The sequence below is a fragment of the Legionella pelazae genome (assembly GCF_052527395.1).
On the sequence record NZ_JBNVZS010000002.1, the window covers coordinates 1 to 17,176 of the forward strand.

Genomic DNA, 17,176 nt, shown 5'->3' on the forward strand with positions numbered 1-17,176 from the left:
CTTAAAAGCGGCTCCTTGCCGCTTTTTTATTCCTTCTAGGATTCCTGCTTCTAACCCTTCACTATTAATAAAAAAATAGGCACATAAAATAAATTCAACTCTTCTCTGCATTAGGCTTGTCTTAAATAGACATCTTTTTAGCTTTTAAAATTTCTTACAATTAACTTACATTCCTCAAGTTTTTTTTTATTACTGTCGCTTATTTTCCACTCTTATACTTAAAGCAGTATCGATATTTACTATAGTGTTTTTGGTTAGTTGTTGGAGGTAGCTGTGTATAAATGTATTAAATTGTTGTTAACCGGTGTAGTCTCTAGTTGTAGCCTATCGGCACTTGCAGTAACTAATGGCCAGTTAGACTGTGAAGATAATGCGACTAATCTTAATTGTAAACACCCCAATGTAGTTATGTCAGGTATCTTTGATCCAAGGAATGGCGCATCTGCTGTCAGGTGTTCGGGTAGTCTCTTAAAAGCAGATAATGATAAAGCAATTATTTTGACTGCTGGCCATTGTGTATATCCTCTAGTAAGCGGTCAACTGGCTGGTGGTGTTCTTGGTGTAGCTTTTGATGCCAAGATAAATAGGGTCAATGATCATACAACTGCTATCTATCCTGATCAATTTATTATGGGCGCTACTCCAATAGTGAATACTCAATATATTGATCTTCCTGAGCTTAATGGTACTGACTCCTATGATTATGGTGCAATTGTTATACCATTAGTGAATGGTTACGCGACGACCCATGGTGGTCAGCAAATTAATGTTAAGGCTATTATGCCAGTAAGCATAGCAGATGAAGGCTATGTGGATAATCTAAATAAAAAAGATGTTAAGATAGTTGATGTGGGCTATGGTATGGGCGCGGTAAGCTTAAATCCTAATGACCAAGGGAACAACGCAGCTCCTTCATTAGAGCCATTTGCTACTAGATATATCTCTGAGAATGGCCTTTATTTAAATAATAGTGTTTTTGGAGAAAGTTATTTACAAGTACAAAATAATTTAGCTAAAGATCAATCTGGTGTTTGTTTTGGTGATTCGGGCGGTCCTACTTTCCAAAAAGATAAAAATACAGGGCAAGAAATACAAGTTGCTATTCACTCACTTGCGTTTCCGCCAAATCTTAGGTGTAATGGCTTTAGTGCTTCTTACAGAGTAGATATAAAAGGACCTCAAGACTTTATAAAATGTTTAAAGGCTGGAGATACAATTGATAAAGTAAAAGCTTGTGGCAATAGTTTATAAGTTTCCATGTAATTATTTGAGATGACAACAAACTGTAACATAGCATCAAAATTATCAGCATGTTCAGAACCATAGACTATTTAAATGTTAGTTATTGGCCAGCAAAAAATAAAAGAATTGATGCTTTCAAGGCCAATTATGAATGAGAATTGGTGATAAGTGTACTGCCAAAGCACATTATAGCGCTGACAGCTGTTGATATAAATGTGGCGCTATAGATTGGCAACAGTGTGACTAGCTGTTATGGAAGGCCAAAGTAGTTAAAAAAATTAGGTCATCGTTAGGGTTTTGTTTTTAAAAGCGGCTTATTGTTGCTTTTTTTATGTCTTTAGCTTTTTGATATTTAGTTATTCGTCCTAATCATTTTATTTTCATTATCAGCTGCTTATTGTAAGAAGCTACTAAAGGTGGAATTTAAATTAAATTTTTACCTGATAGCTCATTTGACGCCTACGTCTGAATCAAGTATATATTAGCCCTTACTATTAATACTGTGTGATTGTTAGTTTATGATTGTAGAAATAGAAGGTTTCAAAGTTGAGCTTACCAGAAAACCAGTTAAATACATTAATCTTCGTATTACCTCACAAGGTAATATTAAAGTTAGTGCGCCTAAGCGCTCATCCCTTGTAAGTATTTCACGTTTTGTTAAAGATAAATCTGCTTGGATTACTTCGAATCAAGAGCGGTTAAAGAATCAAGAAACAATTATTAATATGCATTTGCGAGAAGGTGAGGAGCATTTTTACCTTGGTAAGCGTTACCAGTTACATCTTATGAAAAGTGATGTACAAAAAGGTATTATTTTGGATGATCAGTGTATGTATTGCTTTAGTGCAAATGCTGATAATACGACTTTTAAGCGAACAATTTTACATGCTTGGTATCGAGAGCAAATGCTAATCCTTTTACCTAAATTGATTAAGAAATGGGAACCTATCATTGGGGTTAAAGTATTAGAATATGGTGTAAAAATGATGAAGACCCGCTGGGGCTCTTGTAATACTTTGGCTAAACGAGTCTGGATTAATTTACACTTAATACAAAAGCCACTTATTTGCCTGGAATATGTTTTAGTCCATGAAATGGTGCATTTACTTGAGCCAAGCCATAATAAGCGTTTTCATGCTTTAATGACAAAGTTTATGCCTGATTGGCCTCATTATAAAAACTTACTCAATACAAAGTTGATTTAATTTTTCTTTCAAAAGCGAGTTAAATATTCTATCGTGCTTTAAGATAGGATATGAATTGCTAGGGATTCTAATGAATATTTTAATTGCAGGCGGAACTGGGTTTATAGGTCGCGAGCTAGTTACAGCTCTAAAAAGCACCCATAATATTACTGTTTTAGGTCGTAATAAAGCTAAACTGAAAGCGACTTTTCCTACCGTATCACATTTAACGTGGGCTGATTTACCGCAGCAGCCGGCACAGCAGTATCAGTGTATTGTTAATTTATGTGGCCATAATATTGCTGCTTCAAGATGGAGTTCTCAGGTTAAGCAAGAAATTATCAGCTCACGAGTCGATACAACAACTGACTTAATAGACTGGGTCATTAAAGCTCAAGCTAAGCCCCGCCTTTTTGTTGCCAATGCGATTGGTATTTATGGTACACAGGCTAATACTGATCCAACAGCGTTTGATGAAGATACGATTATTGACACTCAACATCCCAAAGATTTTCTAAGTGAAATAGGTATAAAGTGGGAACAATCACTACAGCCTGCTCTTGATTATGGATTAGAGCCCGTCATTACTCGATTTGGCGTTGTTTTAAAGAAAGGCGAGGGAATATTAAAAAAACTAGAACTAAGTTTTAAACTGGGCTTGGGTAGTATAATCGGTGATGGGCAGCAAGTCATTTCCTGGGTACATGTTAATGATGTTATTGCAGCTTTTTTATTTCTTCTTGATCATTCTGATTTATATGGCGCTTTTAACGTTACTTCACCAAATCCTGTTACACAAAGAGAGTTTGCCCAAGCGTTAGCTAAAGCAATGCACCGACCTTTAATTCTTAAAATGCCCGCGCCTTTAGTTAAATTGTTGTTTGGTGAAATGGGTGATTATTTGCTTCTACGTGGTCAGCGCGTTTTACCTAAACGCTTATTAGAAGCTGGTTTTAAATTTAATCACCCTTATATTGATGAAGCGCTGCAGACGAGCTAAGTGGTTTATTTTGTGATAAGTATTTATTTTTCAAGCGTATATAATGCGCTGCTGAATATTCCAGTTGCTCTAATTCTGCTTTATTTAATTCTCTAATAGGTTTTACAGGACTGCCTAGATATAAATAGCCACTGTCTAAGCGTTTACCTGGTGGAACAAGGGAACCTGCCCCAATGATCACTTTTTCTTCCACATGAACATCATCAAGTAGTAAAGCTCCCATACCTATAAGGCAATAATTCTCAATAGTACAGGCATGCAGGACGGCTCGATGGCCTACTGTGATTCCTTTCCCAAGGATCAGAGGGCGGCCACCTGGTGTAAAGGGCCCATCATGGGTCACATGTAAAATTGCAGCATCTTGAATATTAGTACCTTCATCGACATAGATGCTATTAACATCACCACGAATAACCGCCATGGGCCATACTGAAACATCATTAGCAAGCCGTACGTCACCAATGACTATTGCAGCGGGATCGATATAAACACCCTGGCCAAGAGAAGGAACTTTATTTTCAAAAGGACGTATCATTCTAAACTCAAATTAAGGTGACAAATTCTTCTGCGCTAGTAGGATGTATAGCAACCGTGTTGTCAAAATCACGTTTACAAGCGCCCATTTTGACAGCTACACCAAAACCCTGCAACATTTCATCAGCGCCATAACCAATCACATGCAAACCAATAATTTTTTCCTCATGGCCTAACGTAATAAGCTTCATCGCCGTAGGTAATTTTTGCTCGCTTAAAGCATCAAACATGGGTGTAAAACGAGTATTATAAATTTTAAGCGCTTCGGCTCCATATTTAGTGAGCGCCTCTTCTTCACTATATCCGACACTGCCAATAGGTGGGTGCGTAAAAACAACAGAACAAATATTTTCATAGTCTAAGTGAGCTTCTTTTTGCCCGCCAAATAAACGATCACAGAGTCTGCGGCCAGCAGCAATAGCCACAGGCGTTAACGCAGGTGCATTGATAACATCACCAAGGGCATAAATTCCAGAGATATTTGTATTCTGATACTTATCAACCCTAATTAAACCCTGATTATCTTGGCAAACACCTATCTTATCTAAATTTAAATTAAAAGTTCTCGGAGTACGGCCAACTGCTGCAATAACAACATCAATATTAGAAATGATTGAGCCTTTTGTACAAAGAATATTTTTTTTACCGTCAGGTTGTAGAGTAATGGCTTTTGCACAATGATTTAAATGTACATTCAGGCCCTGTAGTTTCATGATTTCCAGTAAGGTATTACCTAACATACTATCAAAACGGCTAAGTGGCCGATTACCACGAATTAATAAATGGGTTTTGATGCCTAATCCATGCAACACGCCTGCAAGTTCTACACCGATATAACCACTACCAACAATAGCAACGCTATTTGGTTTTTTTGTTAAATGAAAAAAGCCATCTGAGGTAATAAGGTGTTCACTGCCTTCTAAATCATTAGGAATAGTTGGTTCACCTCCTGTAGCAACAATAATATGAGGCGCTTTGTATTGTTTATCAGCTACAGAAATAGTTTGCTTATCAACAAAGAAGCCCTCTCCTTGTATGTGAGTTATATGATATTGGCTAAAACGACTAGCATAAATGTCTCTCAATCTTGCAATATAAGCTTCACGTTTGGTAACTAACATAGACCAGTCAAGGTCAACATCAACAGGTGTAAAGCCATAATCTCTGGCTTTATGCAAATGTTCTGCTATTAAAGAAGCATTAAACATGACTTTTTTAGGTACACAGCCTAAATTAACGCAGGTGCCGCCCAGATGGGATTTTTCAACAACTGCAACTTTAGCACCATATTTCGCTGCTCGAACAGCACTTGCAATGCCACCACTACCACCCCCTAACACGATTAAATCAAAATCCATTACTTACCTTAGGATAAAACTAGTTAATAATTACTTTAACGTGAATTCGACATAAAAGATATCGGATACCTTTTATGTCGAACTCACGTTACTTTAGCCAGCATACTTTATTTCTTCAAGGATTTATTAAGCTATTAAATTTGCTGAAAATATAAATTAGCGTCACTATAATTACTAACAGGATAAATTTTTATTTGCTCATGACCTTAAAATTTCCTTTGGTGATTTTATTTACTTTAATTTTGCTAAGCTGCAGCCGACATGAGCAGGCAGCTTATCAAGGTTATGTTGAAGGTGAGAATATTTATTTAGCTTCACCTAATTCCGGCATCCTTATAAAATTAGCTGTACAACGAGGTCAATTAGTTAAAAAAGGTCAATTTTTATTTGAGCTAGATCCTAATCCGCAAGCGTTAGCTATTAAGCAATATCAAGCAGAAATCACTCAGGCCGAACATGTTCTTAAAGACTTGCAAAATCCCAGACGAACGGAAGAAATTACAGCGATTGAGGCACAAATAGAGCAAGTTAATGCCCAATTAATATTAGCTCAGGCTCGTCTGAAGCGCTATCAACAACTTTATGAACGTCGTGTTGTGGCGAAAGATGTTTATGATGAAGTTGTTGCTCGGTATCAAGAACTAGTCAAAAGTAAAGCACAATATCAAGCAAATCTAGATTTAGCGAAACAAGGCAGCCGTATTGAACAAATTCGTGCTCAGCAAGCACAGATACAAGCGCTACAAGCAAGACTTAAGGAGGCAACGTGGCAACTTAGGCAGAAAAAGTTATTTGCGCCAGCGGCCGGAATCATATTTGACACTTATTATAGAGAAGGTGAATTTGTAGGTAATCAGCAGCCTGTACTCTCTTTGCTAACGCCAGAAAATGTCCATATTGAGTTTTTTATACCAATAGAGCAGTTAGGTAATCTTAAGGTAGGGCAAAGCATAAATTTTACTTGCGCTGGTTGTCAGCCTAGTCAAGCAGTAGTTAATTACATTTCTCCTGAAGCCGAATATTTACCACCTTTAGTTTATAGCCGTGAAAATGCTGCTAAACTGGTATTCCGAATTAAGGCTAATATGATAACGTTTAATCAATATAAACCTGGCCAGCCTGTGACTGTTTACCTACCATGACTAAAGACATAGTTATTGACGTTCATGATTTACGCAAAAGTTTTGACAATCGGGTTGTTGTTAACGGTGTTGATTTGCATGTAAAAAAAGGTGAAGTTTTCGGTTTTCTTGGTCCAAATGGTAGTGGGAAAACAACAACCATCCGAATGCTTTGTGGCCTGTTAACGCCTGATGCAGGAAGAGGGTCCTGTCTAGGTTACGATATTATTAAAGAATCTAAAGAGATTAAGCAACATGTTGGCTATATGACTCAAAAATTTAGCTTATATACCGATTTAAGTATTGAAGAAAATCTTCATTTTGTAGCTCGTGTCTATGGTATGAATAATCGTAAAAAGCGAGTTGAGCAAGCGATAGAAGAATTAGGTTTAAGTAGCCGACGTCAACAATTAACAGGTTCGCTGTCGGGCGGTTGGAAGCAGCGAGTAGCCCTTGCCGCCTGCCTTTTGCATACGCCAGAATTACTACTTTTAGATGAGCCAACAGCAGGGGTTGATCCAATCGCAAGACGAGAGTTTTGGGATAAAATTCATATGCTTAGTGAGCAGGGTATTACAACATTAGTCTCTACTCATTATATGGATGAAGCTGAACGTTGTACACGATTAGCTTATTTAGCCTATGGTGAATTATTAATAACAGGCACTGTTAATGAAGTCATTGCTGCTACTAAGCTATTGACTTGGGAAATTACAGGTCAAGTTACTACTACGTTATTACAAAAGACCAAAGCGCTACAAGGCGTTGTTCAGGCAGCATTATTTGGTAATCAAATACATATTAGCGGTTATGACCAACAGCTGCTTGAGCAGAGTTTAAGAGAATTAGCTCAAACTCAAAATATACAATGGCAACAAATTTCATCAACGCTGGAAGATGCATTTATTAGCTTGGTAACAAAATCACAAGGAGATTTAAAGTGATTGCAGGGATGCAGCGGCTCATGGCCATAATCAGTAAAGAATTCATTGAAATGCGTCGTGATAAAGCTACCTTTGGTATGATCCTGGCAATTCCTTTAATGCAGTTAATTCTATTTGGTTACGCTATTAACAATAATCCTCGTTACTTACCAACTGCTATTGTTAATGATGACAAGACTAATTTGACTCGTCGCATTTTAATTAGTATGGAAAATTCAACTTATTTTCAATTTATAAATCCTGCTGTAAGTGAAGAAGAAGCACACAAATTATTAAAGACAGGACAAGTGCAATTTGTAGTTAATTTTCCGCCAGATTTTACTGATAACCTTGTAAAGGGTTTAAGTCCTTCTCTACTACTAGAAGCAGATGCTAGTGATCCAGCCGCAACAAGTCGCGCCGTTGCTGTTTTTAATGAGCTTCCTTATCTAACTTTAAAGGAAGAATTAGTAGGGCCACTTAAACGATTAAATGCAAAGCCTTTGCCCTATACGCCGGTAGTTCATGCTCTTTATAATCCTTTAGCTATTTCGGCTTACAATATTGTTCCTGGTCTGTTAGGGGTCGTATTAACCATGACTATGGTTATTGTAACTGCATTGGTTATTACGCGAGAATATGAGCGCGGGACTATGGAAAATCTATTAGCTACGCCTTTAAGGCCACTTGAGATCATGGTTGGTAAAATTATCCCTTATATAATTGTAGGGTATGCTCAGACATTACTTATTTTAGTTTTTGCAAGGTATTTATTTGGTGTTCCTATGCAGGGGAGTATTTTTTTATTGCTATTTCTATGTCTGCCATTTATTGCTGCTAATTTAGTGATGGGTTTAACTTTCTCAACAGTCGCTTCTAATCAACTACAAGCTGTACAAAGTGCTATGTTCTTCTTTCTACCTTCTATTTTATTATCTGGTTTTATGTTTCCTTTTAGGGGTATGCCTGAATGGGCCCAATGGATCGGCAGTGTATTACCGCTCACACACTTTTTAGTTATTGTGCGGGGCATATTACTTAAAGGAAGTACATTTTTTGATGTGTGGTATGAAATAATACCCATTTTAGCATTTACTTTTGTAGCGATGTTAATAGGTTTTAACCGGTTTAGACAAACCTTAGATTAAACTAAGAAATTCATAACCATATGCTCAACACGTTCATCAATCAATACATTGATATGATCAAGTTTCGCAAGTAGAGCAAGGGAAGCATAAGGGTAATGACGACAAAATTCAATTGATTCCTGTGGGGGAATAGAATTATCTTCTGTCCCATGGATACACAAAATGGGCGTTGTGCTTCGGTTAATAAAATTACGGAAGTTAAGATGAGTAATATTTGTCTTAGAATTTTGACGAATAACTTCTCGTAGCCGTAAATAACTTTTACCATTTAATTTAAATCGTCTTGCATGTCTGCTTACAGGCGTTCGCATATTAGTTGGTGAGGCAATAAGTACCGCCCTTTCTGGTAAAGATTCAAGTTGCCATTCAGGTAATTGGCAAGCTAAATTTAAAGTATTTAAAAGCATAGAGCCGCCAAAAGAGTGACCGATAACGCCATAAAAGGGTCCTAAATGATTAATTACCGTTTTTAAGGTGTTTACGGCATCAATCCATGTTAATTGCAACCCTTTAGCTTCTCCATGAGCTGGAAAATCTAAGGCATAGACATCATAACCCTGCTTATGAAGTGCATGAATTAAACGTGCCATATAGGCTGCACGTGACATCCAACCATGAGTAATCAATACTTTCTTTGATGCTGGATTATTCTCTTGCGCAAAGCGATGTATAACATGATGACGAGGGGAATTAGCAACTAAAAAGCTAGTTCGATGATTAACTAAGAAATCACAAGCCTTTTGAGCAAATTCTCTATATTCCTTTTCTACTGGAAGCGGCAGAGGTGTAATAAACAGCTGATAGCATAGTTGTACATGAAAAAAGTTTCTTAGTTCGGCCAATGCATTAGCTAGCATAGCATTATCCTCACTACTTTATTTATTATTAAGAATAGTCAATAAATTCAATAATGACCACGTTGAAACCATTTCTAATTTAAATAGTTCCTATTATTAAGAATTACAAGTAATCGTCTAATTATGATAAAGATTTATTGTTCGCATAGCTGATCAAAGGTATATTGGCGGGATTGATTACTATAACTTTTAATAAAAGATATATAATTAGATCAGCTAAGATTTAAATTAAGCTAAAAGGATTAATATGCACACATCAAATTATCTTTATCATGATGGTGAGCAGGAATTATATGGTTTTCTTGCTTATGATGATCGTCATTCTCAACCAAGGCCTGCAGTTTTAGTCGCTCATGATTGGAGCGGCCGAAATGATTTTAGCTGTCAGAAAGCAAAAATGTTAGCAAGAATGGGTTATGTTGGTTTTGCATTAGATATGTATGGCCATGCTCGAATTGGTGAAACTGTGGATGAAAAAATGGGGCTTATGCAGCCTTTAGCAGCAGATAGGGGGATGTTACGTGCTCGTATTCGTGCTGCATTTGATGCACTCATTGCCATGCCCGAAGTTGATAGTACTAAAGTTGCAGCAATAGGATTTTGTTTTGGCGGTTTATGCGTACTTGATCTAGCTCGAAGCGGTGCTGAGCTTAAAGGTGTAGTAAGCTTTCATGGTTTACTAAATAAGCCAACTGATTTAGAAAATCAAACTATTCAGGCTAAAGTTTTAATTTTACATGGTTTTGAAGACCCTATGGTTAAACCCGATCAAGTTAGACAATTTTGTCACGAAATGACTGCTGCTAATGTGGATTGGCAAGTTCACGTTTATAGTAATACAAAACATTCTTTTTCCAATCCAGAAGCCAATGATGAAAAGCTGGGAACCATTTATAATCCAGTAGCAGAAAAGCGCTCTTTGCAAGCAATGACTAATTTTTTACAAGAAATTTTTGCTTAGAACTTTTTAATAGCAAGATACTAAATTTTAGACTTGTGTAGCTTGCTATTTATTTCATTGATAATTAAGTATTTACCATGTTTGTTTGGTAACTATTATTATTAATTAAATAGAATAGTCGCAGCCATAGAAAACCACTAATGAGAATTAAAAATCCCGCCATAAATAAAGTATAGTTAGCATGATTTTTAAAAATATAGTTATAGACAAGGGGTAAAATAAAGCCACCGAAAATTTGTGGCAAAGTAACACTAATGTTAAAAATTCCTAAATATGTTCCCGTTCTGTCATTTGGCAAATATTTAAGAACAATAACATAAGGTAAAACAACCAAACTTCCCCAGAAAATACCAATGCATGTGCAACTAAAAAGCATACTAGCTGAAGTAGTCTTAAAGCATATTAAAGAGATTCCTAATCCACCTAATAGTAACGCAGTACCATGTATTTTTTCACTCTTAATGTATCTTGATAGACTATAAACAATTAAGGTGAAAATAAGACTAATATATTGATAAAAAGAAAAATAATAAGATACATCTAAGCTGACTTGATGCATAATCGCTTTATAATGCTCAGACTCACTAACTATGACATTTCTAGGCAGATGATAAACTTGCTGTGCTATGCATAAACTAAAGTAAAGCCAAAAAGTAAATATACCAACCCAAGCAATACAATTGATAGTTAAGACTTTTAAAAAAATTGGATGTGTATTTTTAATTTCTGTTTTAATCGATTTAGCTTTAGAAAATAGCTCCTTAACTAAAGAGATAAAAAGGCCTTTGGTAATAGGCGCATCACACGTGGGTTTTTCTGTCGTTTTCCTAAAAAAATAAATCAAGGTACTGAATAGCATAATGCCAGTAAATATATACCCACCTACTAAATTAGGAGGGATCGCATAGGCACTACTTAGAGTGTTTGCACTATTGTTACCTATAAAAATTTTTTGAATTGCGTTAGGTAAATAAGCACCACAAACGCCACCTAAACCTGAAAAAAAAGCAAAGACTGAAAAAGCACGGGTGCGTGCAACACTCTCCTGAAAAAAATCTGCAGTTAAAGCGCGTAAGCCTTCAGCGCTACCATTGATACTGCAGTCAATTAAAAAAGTAAACCAAACAATATAAATAATAGAGCTTGAAAGAGGTAAGAGTAAGAAAGAAAACGCAGCGCAAATTCCCCAGCCTATAATATAGGGTTTGCGTTTGCCATAACTAGTAGAACTGTTATCGCTTAGATAACCAACAATAGGCTGAACAAGCATCCCGGTTAACGGAGGAATTAACCATAATAATGGAATAGATGCATCACTTGCACCAACAAATTTCAATAGTACGGTTAAATTAGAAAGTTGAAAGGTAAAGCAGAAATTAATAGCGAACGCTAGTAATGCTAGACCTACATATTTCAACTTAAAAATTTTTTCCATCCAGCAATCCCTTGACTGTTTCAATTTTTAAGATAGGGTAATAAATAAAATTATTCAACTATTTAGGCCTTTTTATAAATAGAAAATTAAAAAAAAATTTTTTATGCCTGCAGCTTTGACACTATGTTTAGGAATGGACACCATGTTAAAAATAGAAAAAAATCCGGCAATGGACATCAATCGAAATAAGCAAGAGGTAAGTGGGTTAAAAAGGGTATGGATTAGCAATGTTTATCCTGAAATAGAGGGCGGGCAATTTCCGGCCAAAAGGATTATTAATGATATTGTCGCTATTGAGGCTGATATTTTTTGTGATGGTATTGATGATATTCAGGCCGTCTTACTTTATAAACATGAAGGGGACAAAGTCTGGCAGCAAACCTATTTTTCTCCCTTAAATAATGATCGTTTTAAAGCTTCCTTTATAGTTAATAAATTAGGCAATTATTTCTATACAATTCAGGCTTGGATTGATGAATTCACTACTTGGAAGAAACGCTTTTTTAAGAAATTACCCTTAAAAGATGATGTTGAAGTAGAAAAATTAATTGGTGCTGAATTATTTAAGCGAACTTATCGAAATGATGCACCAGATATTATTAAATCAACATTAGAAAAGCTTGCGGCAACAAAGCAGGCCGCCCAACTGGAAAAGTTATTAAACAATAAAAAACTAGTTCAGTGGATGCAAAAAGAGTTAAAACCTAATTTTATTACCGTATATCCGCATGAATTAACAATTACGGTGGATCGTGAAAAAGCACGTTTTAGTACCTGGTATGAGTTATTTCCACGCTCGGTTACAGATAGTCCAGATAAACATGGTACCTTCCAAAATGTCATAAATTATCTGCCAACTATTAAAAAAATGGGTTTTGATGTTGTTTATATGCCACCTATTCATCCTATTGGTACAACAAATAGAAAGGGCCAAAATAATAGTTTAAAGGCAACCGAAGGTGATCCAGGTAGTCCCTGGGGAATAGGTTCTTCTTTTGGTGGCCACAAAAGTGTTCATCCTGAGTTAGGTACACTTGATGATTTTCGCCAAATGGTAAAGCGAGCAAAGGAGTTGGACATTGAAATTGCTCTTGATTTTGCTTTGCAATGTAGCCCTGATCATCCTTATTTAAAGAAGCATCAAAATTGGTTTAAACATCGTCCAGATGGTACGTTACAATATGCAGAAAATCCTCCTAAAAAGTATCAAGATATTTATCCACTTGATTTTGCCTCAACTGAATGGCTGTCAATGTGGGAAGAATTTAAATCAATCGTATTATTTTGGATTAAACAAGGCGTTAAAATATTTCGTGTAGATAATCCGCATACCAAGCCATTTATTTTCTGGCAATGGTTAATTAAAGAGATTAAAGCCTTGCATCCTGATGTACTTATGTTATCGGAAGCGTTTACTCGTCCCAAAATCATGTATCAACTAGCGAAATGTGGTTTTTCTCAATCCTATACTTATTTCGCTTGGCGAAATACTAAAGAGGAATTAATACAGTACTTAAATGAATTAAACTCGCCACCGCTTGTTGATTTTTTTCGGCCACATTTTTGGACAAACACACCTGATATTCTGACTGAATTTTTGCAGAAAGGCGGACGCCCTGCCTTTATTATCCGATTTATGCTAGCTGCAACACTAAGTAGTAGTTATGGTATGTATGGGCCTGCTTATGAAAATTGCATTAATGAACCCTTACATGAAGGTTCAGAAGAGTATTTAAACTCAGAAAAATATACTATTCGTCATTGGCAGAAAACAAAAGATAATATTAGCGATATCATTGCGCAAGTTAACGAAATTAGAAGACAACATAAAGCATTACAAAACACAACTTCACTGCAATTTTATTGGACCGATAATCCGCAACTGATTTGTTACAGTAAACATACTGTTGATGGGAATAATATTATTTTGGTTGTAATTAACCTAGATTATCAATATAAGCAAGCAGGATTTATCGATATTAATTTTGAGAAATTTGGTATTAAACAAGGACCTTTTGAAATTCATGATTTATTAACAGATGATATATATACCTGGCATAATGGGCGATGTTATGTCGAGTTAAATCCAGGGAAAGATCAATATGCACATATTTTCCAGGTAAGGAAGTAATAAAAACATGACAGATTTAACACAAGTGGAATGGTATAAAGATGCCGTCATTTATCAAATCCATGTGCGTAGTTTTTATGATAGCAATGATGATGGTATTGGTGATTTCAAAGGACTAATCCAGAAACTAGATTACATAGAATTTCTAGGGGTCAATACCATCTGGCTATTACCTTTTTACCCCTCACCATTAAAAGATGAAGGTTATGATATCGCTGATTATATGAGTATCAATCCGATTTATGGCACACTTAGAGATTTTAAAAAATTCTTAAAAGAAGCCCATGCAAGAAATATTCGAGTTATTACGGAATTAGTCATCAACCATACATCAAATCAGCATGAATGGTTTATTAAATCACGGGCAGCTAAACCGGGATCCTATTGGCGTAATTTTTATGTTTGGAGTGATACAGCAGAAGAGTATTCTGATGCACGTATCATTTTCAGAGATTTTGAGCCTTCTAACTGGACTTGGGATCATATTGCAAATGCTTATTATTGGCACCGCTTTTATTCTCATCAGCCTGATTTAAATTATGATAATCCCGCTGTACAAAAAGAGATTTTTAAGATTGTCGATTTTTGGTTAGGACTTGGTGTTGATGGTTTACGGTTGGATGCTATTCCTTATCTATTTCAACGTGAAGGGACAAATTGTGAAAATTTACCCGAAACCCATGAATTTTTAAAAAAATTAAATCGTCATATTACATCAAAATTTGAAAACCGTTTTTTATTAGCCGAAGCTAATCAGTGGCCAGAAGATGCAGTTAATTATTTTGGTAATGGCGATGAATGTCAAATGGCTTTTCACTTCCCTTTAATGCCTAGAATGTATATGGCTGTGCAAATGGAAGATAGGTTTCCAATCACTGATATTATTGAGCAAACACCTCCTATACCTAAAAATTGCCAATGGGCAATTTTTTTACGCAATCATGATGAATTAACATTAGAAATGGTCACTGATGAAGAACGAGACTATATGTATCGTATGTATGGCCAAGACCAGCAAATGCGTATTAATTTAGGTATTCGCCGGCGTTTAGCTCCATTAATGAGTGGCGATAGAAGAAAAATAGAGCTATTAAATGCGTTATTATTTTCCATGCCTGGAACACCGGTCATGTATTACGGTGATGAAATTGGTATGGGCGATAACATCTATTTAGGTGATCGCAATGGCGTAAGAACGCCCATGCAGTGGTCTAATGATAATAATGCTGGTTTTTCTAATGCGACTCCACAAAAATTATATCTACCTGTTATTATCGACCCGGAATACAATTATCAGGCCGTTAACGTTAAGCTACAGCAGCAAAATTCTCAATCTTTATTATGGTGGATGAAAAGATTAATTGAGGTTCATGGTTTATATACTGCTTTTAGCCGTGGCACTATTGAGTTTTTAGATTCTGATAATACTAAAATTCTTGCTTTTTACAGAATATATGAAGAGCAAGTTATTTTAGTTCTTATTAATTTATCTCGGTTTACACAGAGTTTTAAATTGGATCTATCAAAATATATCAATTATTCACTCATTGAAGTGTTTGGCAGATCCTCTTTTCCAGCTATTACCGATGCACTCTATTCTTTTATGCTTTGCCCGTATGGCTTTTTGTGGTTAGAAGTTAAGCCAGATGTACAACCTGGCAAAGCTAGCCATAAAATTGAGACTTTAACAATTAAAGACAAATGGAATGAATTATTGGCTTCCTCGGAGAGGAAAAAACTAGAAAAAATACTTGCGCATTATCTAGTTGATTGCCGTTGGTTTAGATCGAAGAACAATATTATTTCTAAAGTGATTATTGCCGACTGCATCTTAATTAAAGGCTCTACGACGCCGGTTAATCTTCTGTTAATTAATGTGGAATTTAATGATAAGGAAGCCGAACAATATTTTATGTTTATTACAGCTGAGACAAATGAGGAAAACCTCTATGGCGCTGATCAACCGGCTAAAATCATTTGTTCTCTTGTAGATAAAAATAAGAAAACATCTTACTTAATTGATGCGATGTATACTTCAGAGGCCTGGAAAGATGTCTTTCATATTTTTAGTACAAATAAAATGTTATCGGGTTCTAATGGAAAGTTAGAAGTTTGTGTAAATAGTCTTTATAAAAAAATTGTCACAAATCACAAGGAAGCAATTGAAATTAAAGCATTAGCAGTCGAGCAGTCCAATACTTCAATTTTATATGGTAAAACGGCTCTTTTAAAAATTTATCGTCGTTGTGAGTTTGAAGAGAACCCAGAGGTTGAAATTAGCCAGTTTTTAGCCCAGCAAAAAGATTTTAAATCGTCAAGAATTGCGTGTATTTTAAAATATCATCATAAAAATAAAACCATGACGGTGGGTATTATTCAAGAGTATATTCCTAATGCTGGTAATGCTTGGGAATATACAGTTAATTCCATTGCTAATTTAATTGAGCAAATGGATCTTTCTATACCAGCGAAGATTACAAATTCCCGTGTGTATCCTTGGCAAAAGCTCATCCCATCTTTGCCAAAAGATATTGTCGAATCATTAGGCTTATATGCTCACTCTGTCATTATCTTGGCAGAACGTACAGCACAAATGCATATTGCATTAGCTGCAGAAACAGATAATAAGCATTTCGCTGCTGAAAATTTCACTCTATTTGATCAGCGCAGTCTATATCAGTCGCTACGTAATGCCTTTATTAAAACATCAGCTTTATTTAAATCAGCTACGATTAAGCTAGATGATGAATTACAGGAAAAAATTAACAAATTTACAATGAACAAAGATTTGTTGTTAGATCAAGTAAAATTTATTTTGCGTCATAAAATAGGTGGTAAAAAAATTCGTTGTCATGGTGATTATCATTTAGGTCAGATTCTCTATACAGGTAATGATTTCGTCATTATTGATTATGAAGGCGAGCCAGGTAGGCCTTTATCAGAAAGAAAAATAAAACGCCCGCCACTAAGAGATGTAGCCGGAATTTTACGTTCATTTCATTATGCATTATATATGGTATTAAATAACAAAACGGTATTTTCTACCGCTCATCATTTTGATGCGGAAGAATGGTATTGTTGGGTATGTCATTTATTTATTAATACCTATCTAGAGTATCCGGGTATTAAAAATCTAATGCCTAAGGAAGCGAGTTGTTTTTCTCTACTGCTTAAAGCATTTATGTTTGAAAAGGTATTACACGAAATTGAATATGAAATAAATAACCGACCTGATTGGTTGTATGTGCCCTGTAAAGGCTTAATTCAGCTTCTGGAGTGAAA

General features: G+C 35.6%; 13 protein-coding genes. 9 read left to right on the top strand and 4 right to left on the bottom strand.

What is annotated here, in order from left to right:
* Positions 1 to 273 precede the first annotated feature (273 nt).
* From ACQUW5_RS02405 to ACQUW5_RS02415, 3 genes are all read left to right on the top strand, one after another.
* Positions 274 to 1,251: a hypothetical protein gene (locus ACQUW5_RS02405; RefSeq protein ID WP_444989616.1), complete on the top strand. Its 978-nt coding sequence runs from the start codon at positions 274 to 276 to the stop codon at positions 1,249 to 1,251.
* A gap of 509 nt (positions 1,252 to 1,760) precedes the next feature.
* A complete protein-coding gene (locus ACQUW5_RS02410) occupies positions 1,761 to 2,447 on the top strand; it encodes a M48 family metallopeptidase (RefSeq protein ID WP_444989617.1) in 687 nt (228 codons plus the stop codon).
* Between the two features lie 70 nt (positions 2,448 to 2,517).
* Entirely contained in the window at positions 2,518 to 3,426 is a 909-nt protein-coding gene (locus ACQUW5_RS02415) for a TIGR01777 family oxidoreductase (protein ID WP_444989618.1), read from the top strand.
* Here the strand turns inward: ACQUW5_RS02415 and ACQUW5_RS02420 are convergent.
* Both ACQUW5_RS02420 and gorA read right to left on the bottom strand, forming a co-directional pair.
* Positions 3,386 to 3,961: a gamma carbonic anhydrase family protein gene (locus tag ACQUW5_RS02420; protein WP_444989619.1), complete on the bottom strand. Its 576-nt coding sequence runs from the start codon at positions 3,959 to 3,961 to the stop codon at positions 3,386 to 3,388. The genes ACQUW5_RS02415 and ACQUW5_RS02420 overlap by 41 nt on opposite strands.
* A gap of 7 nt (positions 3,962 to 3,968) precedes the next feature.
* Complete coding sequence (gene gorA / locus ACQUW5_RS02425; protein ID WP_444989620.1) at positions 3,969 to 5,318, bottom strand: glutathione-disulfide reductase; 1,350 nt, start codon at positions 5,316 to 5,318, stop codon at positions 3,969 to 3,971.
* A gap of 200 nt (positions 5,319 to 5,518) precedes the next feature.
* On the opposite strand from gorA, the gene ACQUW5_RS02430 reads away from it, so the two are divergent.
* Genes ACQUW5_RS02430 through ACQUW5_RS02440 form a run of 3 tightly spaced genes read left to right on the top strand, consistent with a single transcriptional unit; the run spans position 5,519 to position 8,510 of the window.
* Positions 5,519 to 6,460, top strand: coding sequence for an HlyD family secretion protein (locus tag ACQUW5_RS02430; RefSeq protein ID WP_444989621.1), 942 nt, complete (start codon positions 5,519 to 5,521; stop codon positions 6,458 to 6,460).
* Complete coding sequence (locus ACQUW5_RS02435) at positions 6,457 to 7,383, top strand: ABC transporter ATP-binding protein (RefSeq protein ID WP_444989622.1); 927 nt, start codon at positions 6,457 to 6,459, stop codon at positions 7,381 to 7,383. The genes ACQUW5_RS02430 and ACQUW5_RS02435 overlap by 4 nt, the downstream gene beginning before the upstream one ends.
* The gene (locus tag ACQUW5_RS02440; RefSeq protein WP_444989623.1) at positions 7,380 to 8,510 is read left to right on the top strand and encodes an ABC transporter permease; all 1,131 of its coding nucleotides are present in this window, start codon (positions 7,380 to 7,382) and stop codon (positions 8,508 to 8,510) included. The genes ACQUW5_RS02435 and ACQUW5_RS02440 overlap by 4 nt, the downstream gene beginning before the upstream one ends.
* On the opposite strand, the gene ACQUW5_RS02445 is transcribed toward ACQUW5_RS02440, so the two are convergent.
* Positions 8,507 to 9,367, bottom strand: a complete 861-nt coding sequence (locus ACQUW5_RS02445; protein ID WP_444989624.1) for an alpha/beta hydrolase — start codon at positions 9,365 to 9,367, stop codon at positions 8,507 to 8,509. The two genes, ACQUW5_RS02440 and ACQUW5_RS02445, sit on opposite strands and share 4 nt — an antisense overlap.
* Before the next feature lie 247 nt (positions 9,368 to 9,614).
* Here ACQUW5_RS02445 and ACQUW5_RS02450 point away from each other — a divergent pair, with 247 nt between their 5' ends.
* Positions 9,615 to 10,328 (top strand): dienelactone hydrolase family protein, encoded by a 714-nt coding sequence (locus ACQUW5_RS02450; protein ID WP_444989625.1) that lies wholly within the window; start codon positions 9,615 to 9,617, stop codon positions 10,326 to 10,328.
* Between the two features lie 64 nt (positions 10,329 to 10,392).
* Here the strand turns inward: ACQUW5_RS02450 and ACQUW5_RS02455 are convergent, their stop codons facing one another.
* Positions 10,393 to 11,763 (bottom strand): MFS transporter, encoded by a 1,371-nt coding sequence (locus tag ACQUW5_RS02455; protein WP_444989626.1) that lies wholly within the window; start codon positions 11,761 to 11,763, stop codon positions 10,393 to 10,395.
* Between the two features lie 142 nt (positions 11,764 to 11,905).
* Between ACQUW5_RS02455 and ACQUW5_RS02460 the strand changes: the two genes are divergently transcribed.
* A complete protein-coding gene (locus ACQUW5_RS02460; RefSeq protein ID WP_444989627.1) occupies positions 11,906 to 13,894 on the top strand; it encodes an alpha-1,4-glucan--maltose-1-phosphate maltosyltransferase in 1,989 nt (662 codons plus the stop codon).
* A gap of 7 nt (positions 13,895 to 13,901) precedes the next feature.
* Entirely contained in the window at positions 13,902 to 17,174 is a 3,273-nt protein-coding gene (treS, locus tag ACQUW5_RS02465) for a maltose alpha-D-glucosyltransferase (RefSeq protein ID WP_444989628.1), read from the top strand.
* Positions 17,175 to 17,176 lie beyond the last annotated feature (2 nt).